The organism is Pseudomonas sp. 2 (assembly GCF_056627435.1).
The window spans coordinates 52,778-69,436 of record NZ_JBWXNG010000011.1; the positions used below are offsets into that span (position 1 = coordinate 52,778).

The 16,659-nt window shown below is 61.2% G+C and carries 15 protein-coding genes; 5 read left to right on the forward strand and 10 right to left on the reverse strand.

The genetic code is table 11. The features are described 5' to 3' along the window. Positions 1-66: 66 nt before the first annotated feature. From carA to grpE, 5 genes are all read right to left on the reverse strand, one after another. Positions 67-1,203 (reverse strand): glutamine-hydrolyzing carbamoyl-phosphate synthase small subunit, encoded by a 1,137-nt coding sequence (gene carA / locus AC1MEK_RS18630; RefSeq protein ID WP_480397744.1) that lies wholly within the window; start codon positions 1,201-1,203, stop codon positions 67-69. Between the two features lie 281 nt (positions 1,204-1,484). Further along, a complete protein-coding gene (dapB, locus tag AC1MEK_RS18635; protein ID WP_480397745.1) occupies positions 1,485-2,291 on the reverse strand; it encodes a 4-hydroxy-tetrahydrodipicolinate reductase in 807 nt (268 codons plus the stop codon). Between the two features lie 10 nt (positions 2,292-2,301). Beyond that, the gene (gene dnaJ / locus AC1MEK_RS18640; RefSeq protein ID WP_480397746.1) at positions 2,302-3,432 is read right to left on the reverse strand and encodes a molecular chaperone DnaJ; all 1,131 of its coding nucleotides are present in this window, start codon (positions 3,430-3,432) and stop codon (positions 2,302-2,304) included. A gap of 325 nt (positions 3,433-3,757) precedes the next feature. After that, on the reverse strand, positions 3,758-5,674 hold the full coding sequence (gene dnaK, locus AC1MEK_RS18645; RefSeq protein ID WP_480397747.1) for a molecular chaperone DnaK: 1,917 nt from the start codon (positions 5,672-5,674) through the stop codon (positions 3,758-3,760). 104 nt (positions 5,675-5,778) lie between these two features. Further along, positions 5,779-6,339 (reverse strand): nucleotide exchange factor GrpE, encoded by a 561-nt coding sequence (gene grpE / locus AC1MEK_RS18650; RefSeq protein WP_480397748.1) that lies wholly within the window; start codon positions 6,337-6,339, stop codon positions 5,779-5,781. Positions 6,340-6,614: 275 nt separating this feature from the next. Between grpE and recN the strand changes: the two genes are divergently transcribed. Then, positions 6,615-8,288 carry a DNA repair protein RecN gene (gene recN / locus AC1MEK_RS18655; protein WP_480397749.1) on the forward strand — a complete coding sequence of 558 codons (1,674 nt, stop codon included), beginning with the start codon at positions 6,615-6,617 and terminating at the stop codon, positions 8,286-8,288. Positions 8,289-8,520: 232 nt separating this feature from the next. Here recN and fur read toward each other — a convergent pair whose 3' ends face one another. After that, complete coding sequence (gene fur / locus AC1MEK_RS18660; protein WP_108237931.1) at positions 8,521-8,928, reverse strand: ferric iron uptake transcriptional regulator; 408 nt, start codon at positions 8,926-8,928, stop codon at positions 8,521-8,523. 98 nt (positions 8,929-9,026) lie between these two features. On the opposite strand from fur, the gene AC1MEK_RS18665 reads away from it, so the two are divergent. Further along, positions 9,027-9,551, forward strand: coding sequence for an outer membrane protein assembly factor BamE (locus AC1MEK_RS18665; protein ID WP_480397750.1), 525 nt, complete (start codon positions 9,027-9,029; stop codon positions 9,549-9,551). 98 nt (positions 9,552-9,649) lie between these two features. Here the strand turns inward: AC1MEK_RS18665 and AC1MEK_RS18670 are convergent, their stop codons facing one another. From AC1MEK_RS18670 to AC1MEK_RS18680, 3 genes are read right to left on the reverse strand one after another with little or no spacing between them, the layout of a single operon-like run. Continuing rightward, a complete protein-coding gene (locus AC1MEK_RS18670) occupies positions 9,650-9,961 on the reverse strand; it encodes an RnfH family protein (protein WP_480397751.1) in 312 nt (103 codons plus the stop codon). Then, positions 9,954-10,388: a type II toxin-antitoxin system RatA family toxin gene (locus AC1MEK_RS18675; protein ID WP_480397752.1), complete on the reverse strand. Its 435-nt coding sequence runs from the start codon at positions 10,386-10,388 to the stop codon at positions 9,954-9,956. The genes AC1MEK_RS18670 and AC1MEK_RS18675 overlap by 8 nt, the downstream gene beginning before the upstream one ends. A gap of 7 nt (positions 10,389-10,395) precedes the next feature. Next, positions 10,396-11,799 (reverse strand): sodium-dependent transporter, encoded by a 1,404-nt coding sequence (locus tag AC1MEK_RS18680; protein WP_480397753.1) that lies wholly within the window; start codon positions 11,797-11,799, stop codon positions 10,396-10,398. Positions 11,800-11,927: 128 nt separating this feature from the next. Here AC1MEK_RS18680 and smpB point away from each other — a divergent pair, with 128 nt between their 5' ends. Further along, complete coding sequence (gene smpB / locus AC1MEK_RS18685; protein WP_480397902.1) at positions 11,928-12,410, forward strand: SsrA-binding protein SmpB; 483 nt, start codon at positions 11,928-11,930, stop codon at positions 12,408-12,410. Between the two features lie 136 nt (positions 12,411-12,546). On the opposite strand, the gene AC1MEK_RS18690 is transcribed toward smpB, so the two are convergent. Further along, on the reverse strand, positions 12,547-13,314 hold the full coding sequence (locus AC1MEK_RS18690) for a GntR family transcriptional regulator (protein ID WP_480397754.1): 768 nt from the start codon (positions 13,312-13,314) through the stop codon (positions 12,547-12,549). 419 nt (positions 13,315-13,733) lie between these two features. On the opposite strand from AC1MEK_RS18690, the gene AC1MEK_RS18695 reads away from it, so the two are divergent. Further along, positions 13,734-15,431 carry a lactate permease LctP family transporter gene (locus AC1MEK_RS18695; protein ID WP_480397755.1) on the forward strand — a complete coding sequence of 566 codons (1,698 nt, stop codon included), beginning with the start codon at positions 13,734-13,736 and terminating at the stop codon, positions 15,429-15,431. A gap of 67 nt (positions 15,432-15,498) precedes the next feature. Further along, positions 15,499-16,653 (forward strand): FMN-dependent L-lactate dehydrogenase LldD, encoded by a 1,155-nt coding sequence (lldD, locus tag AC1MEK_RS18700; protein WP_480397756.1) that lies wholly within the window; start codon positions 15,499-15,501, stop codon positions 16,651-16,653. Positions 16,654-16,659: the final 6 nt, after the last annotated feature.

The following is a 16,659-nucleotide window of genomic DNA, read 5'->3' on the forward strand; positions in this document are numbered from 1 at the left end:
GCCGGGCGCTGTCGGACCTGGGTCCGGCGCCGCGGCACCTGCTCGCTACAGTCGCAAGTCGGCCGCTTAGCGGCGCTTGGCCATGGCTGTGATGAAGCGATCGAACAGCGGCGCGACGTCGTTCGGGCCCGGGCTCGCTTCAGGGTGCCCCTGGAAGCTGAACGCGTCCTTGTCGGTGCGCTCGATGCCCTGCAGGGTGCCGTCGAACAGCGACTTGTGAATGGCGCGCACGTTGCTCGGCAGAGTGGCTTCGTCTACCGCAAAACCGTGGTTCTGGCTGGTGATCATGACCACGCCCGTGTCCAGATCCTGGACCGGGTGGTTGGCGCCGTGGTGGCCGTGGCCCATCTTGACGGTCTTGGCACCGGAGGCCAGAGCCAGCAGCTGGTGGCCCAGGCAGATGCCGAAGACCGGGATTTCAGTCTGCAGCACGTCCTTGATCGCCTGGATAGCGTAGTCGCAAGGCTCGGGGTCGCCAGGGCCGTTGGACAGGAACACGCCGTCCGGCTTGAGGGCCAGGACTTCGCTCGCCGGGGTCTGGGCAGGCACCACGGTCACGCGGCAGCCGCGCTCGACCAGCATGCGCAGGATGTTGGTCTTGACGCCGTAGTCGTAGGCCACCACGTTGTATGGCAGGTCGGCAGCCGGGATTTCAGGATGGCTGTCGGTCTTGAGGCTCCAGACACTGGAGCGCCACTCGTAGCTTTCCTTGGTGCTGACGACTTTCGCCAGGTCCATGCCCTTCAGGCCCGGGAAGCCGCGCGCTGCCGCGATGGCGGCTTCTTCGGAAATGTTGTCACCGGCCATGATGCAGCCGTCCTGAGCGCCTTTTTCACGAAGGATGCGGGTCAGGCGACGGGTGTCGATGCCAGCGATGGCAACGACGTTGTTGGCCTTGAGGTAATCGGCCAGGGACATCTTGTTACGCCAGTTGCTCGCCACCAGAGGCAGGTCACGGATCACCAGGCCCGCGGACCAGACGCGATCGGATTCGGCGTCTTCCGGCGTGGTGCCGGTGTTGCCGATGTGCGGATAAGTCAGGGTGACGATTTGCTGGGCATAGGAAGGATCGGTAAGGATTTCCTGATAGCCGGTCATTGCGGTGTTGAACACGACCTCACCAACGGTTTGACCGTCGGCTCCAATGGCTACGCCGCGAAAAATGCTGCCATCAGCAAGGGCGAGTATGGCTGGCTTAGTCAAGAAGACCTCCCGTAATAAAGCCTGAAAGGGCGATCGCAGGTTGTAAAAAAGCGGAATGACGTATTGACACGTCACCCCGCTTTTTTTCATCGAATTATCTGCGCGCTTTTAGTGGACACACTAAAGCTGTAGCTTACAGAAAAAGGCTTTTTTTATCTACCGCTAAAACGCCTTTAAGGCAGGAGAATGCGACAGGACATCGCGTAGCGGGTTGAAACTGCGGGCAGGATACAGGGAAAACCCCTGCTCCGCCCGCATTCTTGCTGATGCGAACCCGTGGATCAGCGCAGATCCAGCACGTCCTGCATGTCGTACAGGCCCGAGGTTTTGCCATCGAGCCACAGCGCGGCGCGTACTGCGCCCTTGGCAAAGGTCATGCGGCTGGACGCCTTGTGGGTGATTTCCAGGCGCTCGCCCTCTGCGGCGAACAGCACCGTGTGATCACCGACCACATCGCCGCCACGCACGGTGGCGAAACCGATGGTGTCGCGCTCGCGCACGCCGGTATTGCCTTCGCGACCGTAGACCGCGACCTTGCTCAGGTCACGACCCAGCGCCTTGGCAACCACTTCACCCATGCTGACCGCCGTTCCCGAAGGTGCGTCGACCTTGTTGCGGTGATGCGCTTCGATGATCTCGATGTCCGCGTCTTCACCCATCACCCGCGCCGCCAGATCCAGCAGCTTGAACGACAGGTTCACGCCAACGCTGAAGTTGGAGGCGAAGACGATCGGGATGTCCTTGCTCGCCTCCACCAGTAGCTGCTTCTGCTCGACATTCAGGCCTGTGGTGCCGATGACCATGGCCTTGCCCGCCTTGCGGCAGAACGCCAGGTTTTTCAGCATCACTTCCGGCAAGGTGAAATCGATCAGCACGTCGAACTCGTCGGCCACCTGCTCCAGATTGCCGGTCAACTGCACGCCGATTCGCCCCAGCGAAGCCAGCTCGCCCGCATCGGCACCGATCATGGTGCTGCCCGGGCGAACGATCGCCGCGGTCAGCCCGGTCAGCGGCGCGCGTTCCTGAACGGCTTCCACCAGGTTCTTGCCCATCCGCCCGGCGGCGCCCATCACAGCAATACGTCGCATACCCTGCTCCTTAAAGGTCGCCGAAGAAACGCTTCACGCCTTCGAACCAGCCACTGGCCTTGGGCGAATGCGAGCTGTCGCCTTCCAGCGACGAACGCAACTCTTCGAGCAGTTCACGCTGACGACGGCTCAGGTTGACCGGCGTTTCCACCGCCACGCGGCACATCAGGTCGCCCGCACCACCACCACGCACCGGGGCCACGCCCTTGCCGCGCAGGCGGAACTGCTTGCCGGTCTGGGTGCCCTCAGGGATTTTCAGCTTGACGCGACCGTCCAGCGTCGGCACTTCCAGCTCACCACCCAGGGCGGCGTCGGTGAAGCTGATCGGCACTTCGCAGTACAGATGCTTGCCGTCGCGCTGGAAAATATCGTGTTCGCGAACGTTGATGACAACGTACAGGTCGCCCGTCGGGCCACCCTGCACGCCCGCCTCGCCTTCGCCCGACAGACGAATGCGATCGCCGGTGTCGACACCGGCCGGCACCTTGACCGACAGGGTCTTGTATTCCTCGACACGGCCTTCGCCATGGCAGGAATCGCAAGGATCGGAAATGATCTTGCCGTTGCCGTGGCAACGCGGGCAGGTCTGCTGGACAGAGAAGAAGCCCTGCTGCATGCGCACCTGGCCGATACCGCCACAGGTCGGGCAAGTGACTGGCGAAGAGCCTTTCTTGGCGCCGCTGCCGTCGCACGGCTTGCAGTTGACCAGGGTCGGCACGCGAATGCTGACGGTGGTGCCGCGCACGGCTTCTTCCAGGTTCAGTTCCAGGGTGTAGCGCAGGTCGCTGCCGCGCTGAGCGCCGCCACGACCGCCGCCACCGGCACGACCACCGCCGAAGAAATCACTGAAGACGTCGCCGAAGATGTCGGAGAAGTTGGCACCGCCGAAACCGCCACCGCCGCCGCCCATGCCCTGATCCATGGCCGCATGGCCATATTGATCGTAGGCCGCGCGTTTGCTGGCGTCGGACAGCACTTCGTAGGCTTCGTTGGCTTCCTTGAACGCATCTTCCGAGGCCTTGTCGCCCGGGTTGCGGTCAGGGTGGTATTTCATCGCGAGACGACGGTACGCCTTTTTCAGGTCCGCCTCGCTGGAGCCACGCTCGACTCCCAATACTTCGTAATAGTCACGCTTTGACATAAGTTTTCTGCACTCTTGAGGACGTCCGACACCACCCTCCTGAGCGTGTCGAACTCGTTGAGCCCCTTTCAGGCCCGGACCCAACTCACGTCAATTCAACGATCCTGGTCTTGGTTCAACGGCCTTCATTCGACCGAGTAAAGCGGCAGAACAAGCCGGTTTGCAGGAGCTTGCGGCTTTGCCACGAAGCCTGCGAACAGCGTCCGCAAGCCTTGAAAAATTCGCGTATTCCAGACACGCCAACGCGGGAGCAAGCCCCCGCGCGGCGACATCCTACCAGTGACCACTCACAAAGTGGTCAATGGGCGATCAAGTGAGCCTGCGCTTACTTGTGATCTTTCACTTCTTCGAACTCGGCATCGACAACGTCGTCAGCCTTGTGCTCTTCCTGGGCCGCCTGCGCACCGGCTTCAGGCTTCTCAGCCTGCTCGGCGTACATCTTCTGGGCGACAGGAGCGGAGACTTTCGACAGCTCTTCGACCTTGGCGTCGATGGCAGCCTTGTCGTCGCCCTTGAGCGCAGCTTCCAGTGCAACCACGGCAGCTTCGATCGCGGTCTTCTCTTCGGCAGTGACCTTGTCACCGGCGTCAGCGACCATCTTGCGAGTCGAGTGAACCAGTGCGTCGCCCTGGTTGCGGGCAGCGGCCAGCTCTTCGAACTTCTTGTCGGCTTCCGAGTTGGCTTCGGCGTCACGGATCATCTGCTGGATTTCTTCATCCGACAGACCGGAGTTGGCCTTGATCACGATCGACTGAGTCTTGCCGGTGGCCTTGTCTTTCGCGCCGACGTGCAGGATGCCGTTGGCGTCGATGTCGAAGGTCACTTCGATCTGAGGCACACCGCGTGGAGCCGGTGGAATCTCGGCCAGGTCGAACTTGCCCAGCGACTTGTTCGAGGAAGCCTGCTTGCGCTCACCCTGCAGCACGTGAATGGTCACGGCGCTCTGGTTGTCGTCGGCAGTCGAGAACACTTGCGATTTCTTGGTCGGAATCGTGGTGTTTTTCTCGATCAGCGCGGTCATCACGCCGCCCATGGTTTCGATACCCAGGGTCAGCGGGCTGACGTCCAGCAGCAGTACGTCTTTGACGTCGCCAGCCAGAACGGCACCTTGAATCGCAGCACCCATGGCAACGGCTTCGTCAGGGTTGACGTCCTTGCGGGCTTCTTTGCCGAAGAACTCGGTCACTTTCTGCTGAACCAGTGGCATACGGGTCTGACCGCCGACCAGGATCACGTCGTTGATCGCGCCGATGTCGATACCGGAGTCTTTCAGCGCAATGCGGCAAGGCTCGATGGTGCGGGCAACCAGGTCTTCGACCAGCGATTCCAGCTTGGCGCGGGAGATCTTCACGTTCAGGTGCTTCGGACCGGTGGCGTCTGCAGTGATGTACGGCAGGTTGACGTCGGTCGACTGGCTGGAAGACAGCTCGATCTTGGCCTTTTCGGCAGCTTCTTTCAGACGCTGCATCGCCAGCGGATCACCCTTGAGGTTCATGCCGCTTTCTTTCTTGAATTCGTCGACGAGGTAGTCGATCAGGCGAATGTCAAAGTCCTCACCACCCAGGAAGGTGTCGCCGTTGGTGGCCAGTACTTCGAACTGGTGCTCACCGTCGACTTCGGCGATTTCGATGACCGAAACGTCGAAGGTACCGCCACCCAGGTCATAAACGATGACGGTGTGGTCGCCCTTGGCCTTGTCCATGCCGTAGGCCAGCGCGGCTGCGGTCGGTTCGTTGATGATGCGTTTTACGTCCAGACCCGCGATGCGGCCGGCGTCTTTGGTCGCCTGGCGCTGGCTGTCGTTGAAGTAGGCCGGAACGGTGATGACCGCTTCGGTGACGGACTCGCCGAGGTAGTCTTCAGCGGTCTTCTTCATCTTCTTCAGGATTTCAGCGGAAATCTGAGGAGGCGACATCTTCTTGTCGTTGACCGAAACCCAGGCGTCGCCGTTGTCAGCCTTGGCGATGGTGTAAGGCACCATCTTGATGTCTTTCTGCACGACTTCTTCGTCGAACTTGCGACCGATCAGACGCTTTACCGCATACAGGGTGTTGTGCGGGTTGGTGACCGCCTGACGCTTGGCCGACTGGCCGACCAGGGTTTCACCGTCGTTCGCGTAAGCGATGATCGACGGGGTGGTGCGCGCGCCTTCGGCGTTCTCGATGACCTTGGCTACGCCGTTTTCCAGCACGGAGACGCAGGAGTTGGTGGTCCCCAGGTCGATACCGATAATCTTGCCCATGTTTGACTCTCCCGAAACTTAAAATTTGGTTGCCGCAACTGCGTTTACAAATTGCGGTAATTCTTTAAACCCATGGCCTCTTAATGGGGGCCAATCAGCCGATTTCAAGCCTGCTCGTCAATTGACGGTGCAACAGGCGACGGTGCCTTGCTGACCACGACCATGGCCGGGCGCAGCAGACGACCGTTGAGCTGATAGCCCTTCTGGAACACCTTGAGCACGCTGTTGGGCTCGACATCGGCACTTTCCTGCATCGCCATCGCCTGATGGTGCTCGGCGTTGAACGGCTGGCCGTGCGGGTCGATGGCTTCCAGGTTGTAGCGCTTGAGGGTGTCGCCGAACATTTTCAGGGTCAGCTCGATGCCCTCACGCATCGGACGAATGCTTTCGTCGTCCGGGTTGGACAGGTCCAGGCCGCGCTCCAGGCTGTCGACGATCGGCAGCAGGTCGCCGGCGAACTTCTCCAGCGCGAACTTGTGCGCCTTTTCCACGTCCTGCTCGGCACGGCGGCGGACGTTCTGCAGATCCGCAGCGACACGCAGAGACTGATCCTGCGCCGCAGCCAGTTGCTCCTCGAGCACTTGCACGCGGGTTGCCAGTTCTTCCTGGGAAGCCGCTGCGTCGCCAGCCTGATCCTGAGTATCCGGGTTCTGTTCGTCAGCCATTGTTTTCTCCTCCAATTACGTCAGTGAGTCGGACTCACGCTTCTGCCCGGCTATATGGGGCCTTAATTTCCGGCTTCAAGGGCTTTGATTGCGGGATATGGCAAATGACCCCACAAATTTTCCGGCATGCCGCGTTTCCTTCCACCACCGGCAAAAACTCGGATCCGGTGCTAAAAACAGTCTCGCGTCCTGCCAAATCGAGCTAAGCCCGGGCATTGTCAGCCCGAAGCAAAACACTGTATAAATAACCAGACATATTCTTGGGAGCCGCCCTTATGCTGGTGCACCTGTCCATCCACAACTACGCCATCGTTGAACACCTCGATCTGGAACTCGATCGAGGCATGAGCGTGATCACCGGGGAAACCGGGGCCGGCAAGTCGATCATGCTCGACGCACTGGGCCTGACTCTGGGCGATCGCGCCGACAGCGGCGTAGTGAGGCCGGGCGCCGACAAGGCCGACATCCTCGCCACCTTCGATGTTTCCGACATCCCCGAGGCACAGACCTGGCTCGCCGAGCGCGATCTGGAAAGCGACGGCCCGTGCATCCTGCGCCGGGTGATCACCGCCGAAGGTCGCTCGCGCGCCTATATAAACGGCACGCCCTGCCCCCAGGGAGACTTGAAAGCCCTGGGCGAGCTGCTGATCGACATCCACAGCCAGCACGAGCACCAGTCGCTGCTCAAGACCGACACCCATCGCCGCCTGCTGGATGAATACGCCGGCGCCACCGACCTCGCCCGCCAAGTTCAACTGGCCGCGCAGAAATGGCGCCAGACCCGCCAGGAGCTGGAGCGCCTGGCCAACTCGGGCGACGAACAGCGCGCCAAGCATCAGTTGCTGAGTTACCAGCTCGAAGAACTCGAAGGCCTGAGCCTGGGCGAGAACGAGCTGGAGCACCTGGAGCAGGAGCACACCACCCTGACCAACGCCGAAAGCCTGCTGGGCATTTGCCGACAAGTGGTCGAGCTGTGCAGCGAAAGCGATTCGGGCAACGCCCTCAATGCCCTGACCGCCAGCCTCAATCGCCTGACCAGCGTGAACAATTCCCCCGATGCGCTGAACGAGGCCACCAACCTGCTTTCCAGTGCGCAGATCCAGGTCGAGGAAGCGGTGGGCGAGATCAATCGTTTTCTTGACCGCTTCGAGGCGGACCCGGCACGCCTGCAGCAGATCGAAGAGCGCCTGGACACCATCTACACCCTGGCGCGCAAACATCGGGTGCAGCCGAGCGAAGTCCCGGCACTGCACCAGAAGCTGCTGGACGAGATCGAAACCCTCAACGCCAACGACGAAGCCATCGAACGCCTAGAACACGAACTGGGCTCCTACGCGCGCCACTACCAGGAAAAGGCCCGCGAACTGAGCGACCTGCGTCATCGCGCAGCGCCTGACCTGGCGCACGCGGTCGAAATTGAGATCCAGCGCCTGGGCATGCCGGGCGGGCGTTTCAACATCGAACTGCGTCAGAACGCCGACAAGGAGCTGTCACCCCACGGCCTGGAACAGGTAGAACTGCTGGTCAGCGCCAACCCCGGCCAGCCGCTCAAGGCGCTGGCGAAAGTGGCCTCCGGCGGCGAGCTGTCGCGTATCAGCCTGGCGATTCAGGTGATCACCGCACAGACCTCCCGCGTGCCGACACTGGTGTTCGACGAAGTGGACGTCGGCATTGGCGGCCCCACGGCGGAAATTGTCGGGCAGTTGCTGCGCAGGCTGGGCGAGCGTGGGCAGGTGATGACCGTGACCCACTTGCCGCAGGTCGCCGCACAGGGGCATCAGCACCTGTTCGTGCACAAGGTTCGCGAAGCCGAAGCGACGCGCACGGCGGTGTCGAAGCTGAGCAAGGGCGAGCGGGTGGAAGAAGTGGCGCGGATGCTGGGCGGTATCGACTTGACCAAGGAGTCCCTGGCCCACGCGAAGAAGATGGTGGTTGCCGCGAAATCGTAGATCTTGCCCCCGTAGCAGCACGGCTTGCCGGCGGGGCGTTGTGTCTGTGACGAAGATGTCGCCTGACACACCACCCGCTGTAGGAGCGAATTCATTCGCGAAAATGCGTCAGGCGAAGCAGATGCATTGGCTACACCATTGATTCGCGAATAAATTCGCTCCTACAGATGGTGTATATGCCAAAAAACAAAGGCGACCCGAAGGTCGCCTTTGTTTTGTTACAAAAAAAGACTCACGCCTTTTTCTTGCGTACGTAGAGCACCAGATTGTGATCCACCAGCTCGAAGCCGTGTTCGGCGACGATCTGCTTCTGAAGCTCCTCGATTCCCTTGTGGAAGAACTCGATCACTTCGCCGGAATCCACGTTGACCATATGGTCATGGTGGCCTCCGTCGGCCAGTTCGAATACGGCGTGGCCGCCGTCGAAGTTGTGGCGAACCACCAACCCGGCTGCTTCGAACTGGGTCAGAACACGGTAAACCGTTGCCAGACCGACGTCCTCATTGGCCTCCATAAGCGCCTTGTAGACGTCTTCCGCGCTCATGTGGCGCTGCTCGGCAGAATCGAGCATTTGAAGGATCTTGACCCGTGGCAGGGTCACTTTAAGTCCAGCTTTGCGTAGTTCGCTATTTTCAACCATGGTCAGCTTTCTCGCAGACGCTGCTTCGCAGCTTCTCTTAATGCAGGTATGATCGGGGTTTACGTTGTCCCAGCCAAGATAGTGGAAGTCGCCCACCGATGCAAAACACCAAGCTCTTGCTAACCAGTTTCACCTTCGTGGGACTGCTCGCACTCGCCGGTTGTTCATTCCCCGGGGTTTATAAAATCGACATCCAACAGGGCAATGTCGTCACGCAGGACATGATAGACCAGTTAAGGCCCGGAATGACCCGTCGGCAAGTAAGGTTTATCATGGGCAACCCCCTGCTGACCGACACGTTCCACCCTGAGCGCTGGGACTACCTGTACAGTCTTCAGCCAGGTGGCGGTGAACGCCAGCAGGAACGCATCAGCCTGACCTTCAACGGTAACGACCAGCTGGCCAGCCTTTCCGGCGACTTCAAGCCGGGCGTGAGCCGTGACGAAGCGATCCTCGGCAAAGGCAGTGACACCACTGTCACCCCCGAAAACGCTGGGGAGCAGCCGAAAAAAGAGGAGCCGCCGAAACCAGGCTCGCTGCTCGAACAGATCCAGAACGACGTCGACAAGGTCGAAACCGTTCCGGTGCCGACCCAGGAACCGCTGGACACCGATCCACGCTGATCCCTCGGCAAGCGCCCTTCTCTTTACCGAGAACGCGCAGAAAAAAACCCGGCCAAGTCCGGGTTTTTTTATGCCTTTCAATCGCGCCGATGCAAAAGTTAAATCGATTTACGCGCCTTGGCGGCCTTCTCTGCGCGCAAGCGCCGCACCTCTTTCGGGTCCGCCAGCAGCGGGCGGTAGATTTCGACCCGGTCGCCGTCCTCTAGCGGACGCACGTGGGGATCATTGACCACCTTGCCGAAGACGCCCAACGCACAGCCAGAAAGATCGAGCTCAGGGAACAGCTTGCCGATCCCCGACGCCTGCACCGCATCGAGCAGCGTGGTGCCGGCCGGCACCTCAAAACTGAGCAACTGCTGGCGATCGACAGCGGCATACACCACCTCGACGCGAATCATGCCCTCAGCCATACAGCTCTTTGGCGCGCTGGCAGAAGGCATCGACCAGCGTATTCGCGGCCTGATTGAACAGCGGGCCCAGGGTGGCGCGCACGATGGAACCGGAATAATCGAAGGACAGGTCCAGGCTGATCTTGCAGGCCTTCTCGCCCAGCGCCTTGAAGGTCCAGATGCCGTGCAACTGGCTGAACGGCCCTTCTTCGAGGTTCATCTCGATGATCTGCCCCGGCGTCAGCGTATTGCGCGTGACGAAGTGCTGGCTCAGGCCGCCCTTGGCGACCTCGACCCGGGCACGCATGGCCGTATCGCTCTGCTCGAGCACCTGGGTGCCGGAGCACCAGGGCAGGAATTCGGCATAACGCGACACATCGTTGACCAGGTCATACAGCGCCTGGGCGGGATAGGGCAGCAAGGCCGAGCGTTGAATATGGGTAGTCATTTGGGCGTCATTTCCAAAGCTGAGCGGCAAACACAATCAGAATGCCGATCGGCGCCACATAGCGCATCAAAAAGAACGTCAGGGCGAACAGGACCGGGCTGCGCACCGACAACTCGTCGCGCACCGCCTCGCGGCCCATCACCCATCCAGCGAAGATCACAAAGCACAGGCCGCCCAGTGGCAGCATGATCCGCGACGTGAAGAAGTCAATCACGCCGAAGAAGTCCAGGCCCGCCGCGGCGCCCCATTGGTAGAGGTGGAACGCGCCGCCTTCGTTCACGAAGAACTTGGCTTCTTTCCAGATGTTGAACGAGAACACCGTGCCCAGGCCAACGAACCAGCAAATGAACGACAGCCAGAAGGTGACCCAGCCGCGACGCACCTGGGTGCGCTCCACCAGATACGCCACCATCGGCTCGAGCAGCGAGATCGCCGAGCTCCAGGCCGCCACCGCCACCAGAATGAAGAACACCACGCCCATCACCGTGCCAAAGGCCACGTTGCCGAACGCGTAAGGCAGGGTGACGAACATCAGGCCCGGGCCTTCGCTGGGGTTCAAGCCGGCGGCGAAGACGATCGGGAACAGCGCAAGGCCGGCCAGCAACGAAACGAAGGTGTCGAGCAGCGCAACACCGACGACGGTCGCGCTGATCGACGCTTCCTTGGTCATGTAGGCGCCATAGATCATGATCGAACCCACGCCGACGCTGAGCGAGAAGAACGCGTGCCCCATGGCTGGCAGCAGGCCGTCGAGCAGCTTCTCAGGGGTGAAGTCGAACATGAAATGCACGCCTTCCATGAAATGCCCGGTGGTCAGGCTGTAGCCCAGCAGGATCACCATCAGCACAAACAGCAGCGGCATCAGGATACGCAAACTGCGCTCAAGCCCGGCGTTGACACCTTTTGCAATAGTAATGGCCGACAGCAGCATGAAGAGCGTGTGCCAACCCACCATGCGCCATGGATTGGCGATCATCTCACCGAAGTAAGCGCCGACACCGTCCGGCGTCACCGCTTGAAAGTCGCCCTTGCCCACATCCAGGATGTACTCCAGCGACCAGCCGCCCACCACACTATAAAAGGAGAGGATCAGCAGCGCGGTGATCATCCCGGCAAATGCGCCCCAGGACCACTTACCCGAATGCCCCGCTTCACGGGCCAGCACTTTCAGGGCGTTGGCCGGGCTCTGCCGGGAGCGGCGACCGATCAGGGTTTCGGCGATCATCACCGGGATGCCGATCAAGGCGATGCACGCCAGGAACACCAGCACGAACGCACCGCCGCCGTACACGCCGACCATGTACGGGAATTTCCAGATACTGCCCAACCCCACGGCCGAACCGGTGGCGGCCAGGATGAACACCCAGCGGCTTGCCCAGCTTCCGTGAACCGAAACCTTGTCCGTCGACATCGTTGACACGTCCAACACGCAAAAAAAGATCGCGCATTGTCCGGGATTCACTCGGTGTGCTCAAGCGCGCAGGACAGTGTTGCGAGCCCGTAGCCGAGAGCACCGTTGATCCCTATAATGCGTCGCCTATGGCCAAGCTCAAGAAACATCCCACAGGGACCATCGCGCAAAATAAAAAGGCGCGTCACGATTACTTCATCGAACACAAGTTCGAGGCCGGTCTGGTCCTGGCCGGTTGGGAAGTAAAAAGCCTGCGTGCCAACAAGGTGCAGCTGGTGGACAGTTACGTGCTGCTCAAGGACGGCGAGGCATGGCTGATGGGCAGCCATATCACGCCGCTGACGACCGCCAGCACCCACGTCATCGCTGACCCGACACGCACCCGCAAACTCTTGCTCAACAAAAAAGAGCTCGATCGCCTCAATGCGTCCGTGGCGCAGAAGGGCTATACCGCAGTCGCCCTCTCCCTTTACTGGAAGCAGCACTTGATCAAGTGCGAGATCGCTCTGGGCAAGGGCAAGAAGGAATACGACAAGCGTGACACCGAACGCGCCCGCGATTCCGATCGCGAGCTACAGCGTGCGGTGCGCAACAAGGGCAAGGAAGACTGAGGCCGCTTGCGCCTCAATCCTGCCGATTGCCCAACCTGTAGGAGCGAATTCATTCGCGAATGGGCCGGGATATCTGACACATCTCTGTCGGACTTACCGTCGCATCGCGAATGAATTCGCTCCTACAGAGGTTGCATCAAATCCCGTTCCGTCGCTCGGCACGCGCCGTGCGCTGCACCTGCTGACGCACTTCCTCCAGCACTTCCTGCACATACAGCAAATGCCGGCTGGACACCTCGCGCGCGTCCTCCGCCCGACCTTCGATAATCGCCAGATACAATTCGCGATGCTGACTGATCAGCATGTCGCGGGTTTCCGCGCGCTGCTGATACATGCCGCCGATGTTGGTCACGACGTTGCGGCGCAACAGATCGAACAGCCCGCGGATGGTGTGCAGCAACACCGCGTTATGGCTGGCCTCGGCAATCGCCAGGTGGAAGTTGGCGTCGGCCGCGCCCTCTTCGGCACGGCTCACCTCATCGACCCGCGCGTAGCAATCCTGCAGCGCATCGAACGCCTCGCGCAGGCGGATGCGGTCGACATCCGTGGCGCGGATCGCTGCGTAATAAGCGCATGAGGCTTCCAGGGTGTGGCGGAACTCCAGCAGATCGCGCTGCGCCTCAGAGCTGCTTTCCAGCAGATGCAACAGCGGGTCGCTGAACGTCGAGCCCAGGTTCTCCACCACGTAATTGCCGCCGCCCTGGCGACTGACCAGCAGCCCCTTGGCGGTGAGTTTCTGAATGGCTTCGCGCAGGGACGGACGCGACACGCCGAACTGTTCGGCCAGCGCGCGCTCGGCAGGCAGACGCCCCCCGGCCCTGAGCGTGCCCTCGAGAATCATTCGTTCGAGCTGTTCGACAATGTCGTCAGACAAGCGGCGCTGACGCACCTGATCAAAAGCCATACCCCTGCACTCCACCTCTGCAACTGCCCCGCATCACCAGAAAAACGGGGCGCGTATTCTCGCTGATTGTGGCCAGACATTCACCCGGCAGATGCCGCACAAATCTGCATTCCAGGAAAAAACCGACAGAACTGCTACAAAAGTTCTAGAGCCTGAAATTGACACATCAACACCAAGGCTTTTAACCTAGCGACAAGACATTGTAAATTGGTCTTACCAATTTATGAATGCCGGCGACGAGTGGACACCCCCACGACACGCCGCAAGCGATTCGCGACGGCGTAGCGCTTGAGCTGGTGAGCTGTGCGATCCGTTCGTCAGCACCGGCAGGATCACGGCCCAAACGCCGTAGTCCGCTGGAGCCGCGCACGCAAGACATGGACACCGGGCCTAACCAAAAACAACTAGGGGCCTCCTACATGCAAACCTGGCAACAGTTCTACACACCCTTGGGCAGTCTGGGCCTTTCGGCACTCGCTGCTGTCATCCCGATCGTGTTCTTCTTTCTTGCGCTGGCGGTCTTTCGGCTCAAAGGGCACATTGCGGGCACCATCACGCTGTTGCTGGCCGTCCTGATCGCGATCTTCGCGTTCAAGATGCCTGCCGACATGGCCATCGCCTCGGCGATCTACGGCTTCCTCTATGGCCTGTGGCCCATCGCCTGGATCATTATCGCGGCGGTGTTCCTCTACAAACTCACCGTCAAGAGCGGCCAGTTCGAGATCATTCGCAGCTCCGTCATGTCGATCACCGACGACCAGCGCCTGCAGGTCCTGCTGATCGGCTTCTGCTTCGGTGCGTTCCTGGAAGGTGCGGCAGGCTTCGGCGCGCCGGTGGCGATCACCGCCGCGCTGCTGGTTGGCCTCGGCCTGAACCCACTGTATGCAGCCGGCCTGTGCCTGATCGCCAACACTGCGCCAGTAGCCTTCGGCGCACTGGGCATTCCGATCATCGTCGCCGGGCAAGTCTCGGGCATCGATGCGTTCAAGATCGGCGCCATGGCCGGTCGCCAACTGCCGCTGCTGTCGGTCTTCGTGCCGTTCTGGCTGATGTTCATGATGGACGGCATCAAGGGCGTGAAAGAAACCTGGCCAGCCGCGCTGGTGGCAGGCGGCAGCTTTGCCATCGTGCAGTACCTGACCTCCAACTTCATCGGCCCGGAACTGCCCGATATCACCTCGGCACTGGTCAGCCTGGTGTCCCTGACCTTCTTCCTGAAAGTCTGGCAACCGGCCCGCGCCACCGACATGCAAGTCGCCAGCAGCGGCGGCGGTGCAGCCGTGATGGGCGGCGGCCCTGGCGGCTTCGGCCAACAGCGCACTACCCAGAAATCCCCGTACTCGGTGGGCACCATCATCAAGGCCTGGTCGCCGTTCCTGATCCTGACCATCATCGTCACCATCTGGACGCTCAAGCCATTCAAGGCGCTGTTCGCCGCCGGTGGCCCATTGCAGGCCCTGACGCTGAACTTCCCGGTGCCGCACCTGGATCAACTGGTGATGAAGGCTGCACCGATCGTGGCCAACCCCACCGCCATGCCCGCCATCTACAAGTTCGACATCCTGGCCGCCTCCGGCAGCGCCATTCTGGTGTCGGCGATTCTGGCGATGATCGTGCTGCGCATCAGCGCAAAAACTGGTCTGACCACTTTCAAGGAAACCTTGATCGAGCTGCGCTGGGCCATCGTGTCCATCGGCATGGTGCTGGCCTTCGCCTTCGTCATGAACTACTCGGGCATGTCCACCACGCTGGCACTGGTGCTGGCCGGTACCGGCGCCGCGTTCCCGTTCTTCTCGCCGTTCCTGGGCTGGTTGGGCGTGTTCCTGACCGGTTCCGACACATCGAGCAACGCCCTGTTCGGCTCGCTACAGGCAACCACTGCGCACCAGGTAGGCGTCAGTGACGTGCTGATGGTGGCCGCCAACTCCAGCGGCGGCGTGACCGGCAAGATGATTTCACCGCAATCGATCGCTGTCGCCTGCGCGGCAACGGGCCTTGTGGGCAAGGAATCCGACCTGTTCCGCTTCACCGTCAAGCACAGCATTTTCTTCGCCGCCATCGTCGGCTGCATTACCTACGCCCAGGCGTACTGGTTCACCGGCATGCTGGTTCATTAAGAGAAAACGCCGGGCGCATGAACATGCGCCCGGTTGCTGCCCCGCTCACTCAACGCTGCGAGACCTCATGATCATTTCCGCCGCAACCGACTACCGCGCAGCCGCGCAACGCAAGCTGCCACCCTTCCTGTTCCACTACGCCGATGGCGGCGCCTACGCCGAACACACGCTGCGCCACAACGTTTCGGACCTGGCCGGCATCGCGCTGCGTCAGCGCGTTCTGAAAAACATGTCGGAACTGAGCCTGCAAACCACGCTGTTCAACGAAACCCTGAGCATGCCGGTTGCCCTCGCGCCCGTAGGACTCTGCGGCATGTACGCCCGTCGGGGCGAAGTACAGGCCGCCCGCGCGGCTGCGAGCAAAGGCATTCCGTTCACGTTGTCGACGGTCTCGGTGTGCCCGATCGAAGAAGTCGCACCGGCCATCGACCGCCCGATGTGGTTCCAGCTGTACGTCCTCAAGGACCGCGGCTTCATGCGCAACGCGCTGGAGCGGGCCAAGGCCGCCGGCGTGAAAACCCTGGTATTCACCGTCGACATGCCGGTTCCCGGCGCGCGCTACCGCGACCTGCACTCGGGCATGAGCGGCAGCAACGGCCCGATTCGCCGCGTGCTGCAATCCATGGTTCACCCACAGTGGGCCTGGGATGTGGGCGTCAACGGCCGCCCTCACGACCTGGGCAATATTTCCGCCTACCGTGGCAACCCCACGGGCCTGGCCGACTACATCGGCTGGCTGGGCAACAACTTCGACCCGTCGATTTCCTGGAAAGACCTGGAATGGATTCGCGAGTTCTGGGACGGCCCGATGCTGATCAAAGGCATCCTCGACCCTGACGACGCCCGCGACGCAGTGAAATTCGGCGCCGACGGCATCGTCGTGTCCAACCACGGCGGCCGCCAGCTTGACGGCGTGCTGTCCAGCGCCCGCGCGTTGCCAGCCATCGCCGACGCCGTCAAAGGCGACCTGAAAATCCTCGCCGACTCCGGCATTCGCAGCGGCCTGGACGTGGTGCGCATGATTGCCCTGGGCGCCGACACCGTGCTGATCGGCCGCGCGTTCATCTACGCCTTGGCCACCCACGGCGAGGCCGGGGTGAAGCACCTGCTCGACCTGTTCGAGAAGGAAATGCGCGTGGCCATGGTGCTGACTGGCGCCAAGTCCATCAGCGAAATCACCCGCGACTCGCTCGTTCGTGAGACGCGTGAACTGGGCGCCTGACCAACG

Excerpts from the sequence above, each read along its gene's own strand:
- dapB (WP_480397745.1), bottom strand. The coding sequence starts at position 2,291 with ATGCGACGTATTGCTGTGATGGGCGCCGCCGGGCGGATGGGCAAGAAC.
- dnaJ (WP_480397746.1), bottom strand. The coding sequence starts at position 3,432 with ATGTCAAAGCGTGACTATTACGAAGTATTGGGAGTCGAGCGTGGCTCC.
- dnaK (WP_480397747.1), bottom strand. The coding sequence starts at position 5,674 with ATGGGCAAGATTATCGGTATCGACCTGGGGACCACCAACTCCTGCGTC.
- grpE (WP_480397748.1), bottom strand. The coding sequence starts at position 6,339 with ATGGCTGACGAACAGAACCCGGATACTCAGGATCAGGCTGGCGACGCA.
- recN (WP_480397749.1), top strand. The coding sequence starts at position 6,615 with ATGCTGGTGCACCTGTCCATCCACAACTACGCCATCGTTGAACACCTC.
- fur (WP_108237931.1), bottom strand. The coding sequence starts at position 8,928 with ATGGTTGAAAATAGCGAACTACGCAAAGCTGGACTTAAAGTGACCCTG.
- AC1MEK_RS18665 (WP_480397750.1), top strand. The coding sequence starts at position 9,027 with ATGCAAAACACCAAGCTCTTGCTAACCAGTTTCACCTTCGTGGGACTG.
- AC1MEK_RS18670 (WP_480397751.1), bottom strand. The coding sequence starts at position 9,961 with ATGGCTGAGGGCATGATTCGCGTCGAGGTGGTGTATGCCGCTGTCGAT.
- AC1MEK_RS18675 (WP_480397752.1), bottom strand. The coding sequence starts at position 10,388 with ATGACTACCCATATTCAACGCTCGGCCTTGCTGCCCTATCCCGCCCAG.
- AC1MEK_RS18680 (WP_480397753.1), bottom strand. The coding sequence starts at position 11,799 with ATGTCGACGGACAAGGTTTCGGTTCACGGAAGCTGGGCAAGCCGCTGG.
- smpB (WP_480397902.1), top strand. The coding sequence starts at position 11,928 with ATGGCCAAGCTCAAGAAACATCCCACAGGGACCATCGCGCAAAATAAA.
- AC1MEK_RS18690 (WP_480397754.1), bottom strand. The coding sequence starts at position 13,314 with ATGGCTTTTGATCAGGTGCGTCAGCGCCGCTTGTCTGACGACATTGTC.
- AC1MEK_RS18695 (WP_480397755.1), top strand. The coding sequence starts at position 13,734 with ATGCAAACCTGGCAACAGTTCTACACACCCTTGGGCAGTCTGGGCCTT.
- lldD (WP_480397756.1), top strand. The coding sequence starts at position 15,499 with ATGATCATTTCCGCCGCAACCGACTACCGCGCAGCCGCGCAACGCAAG.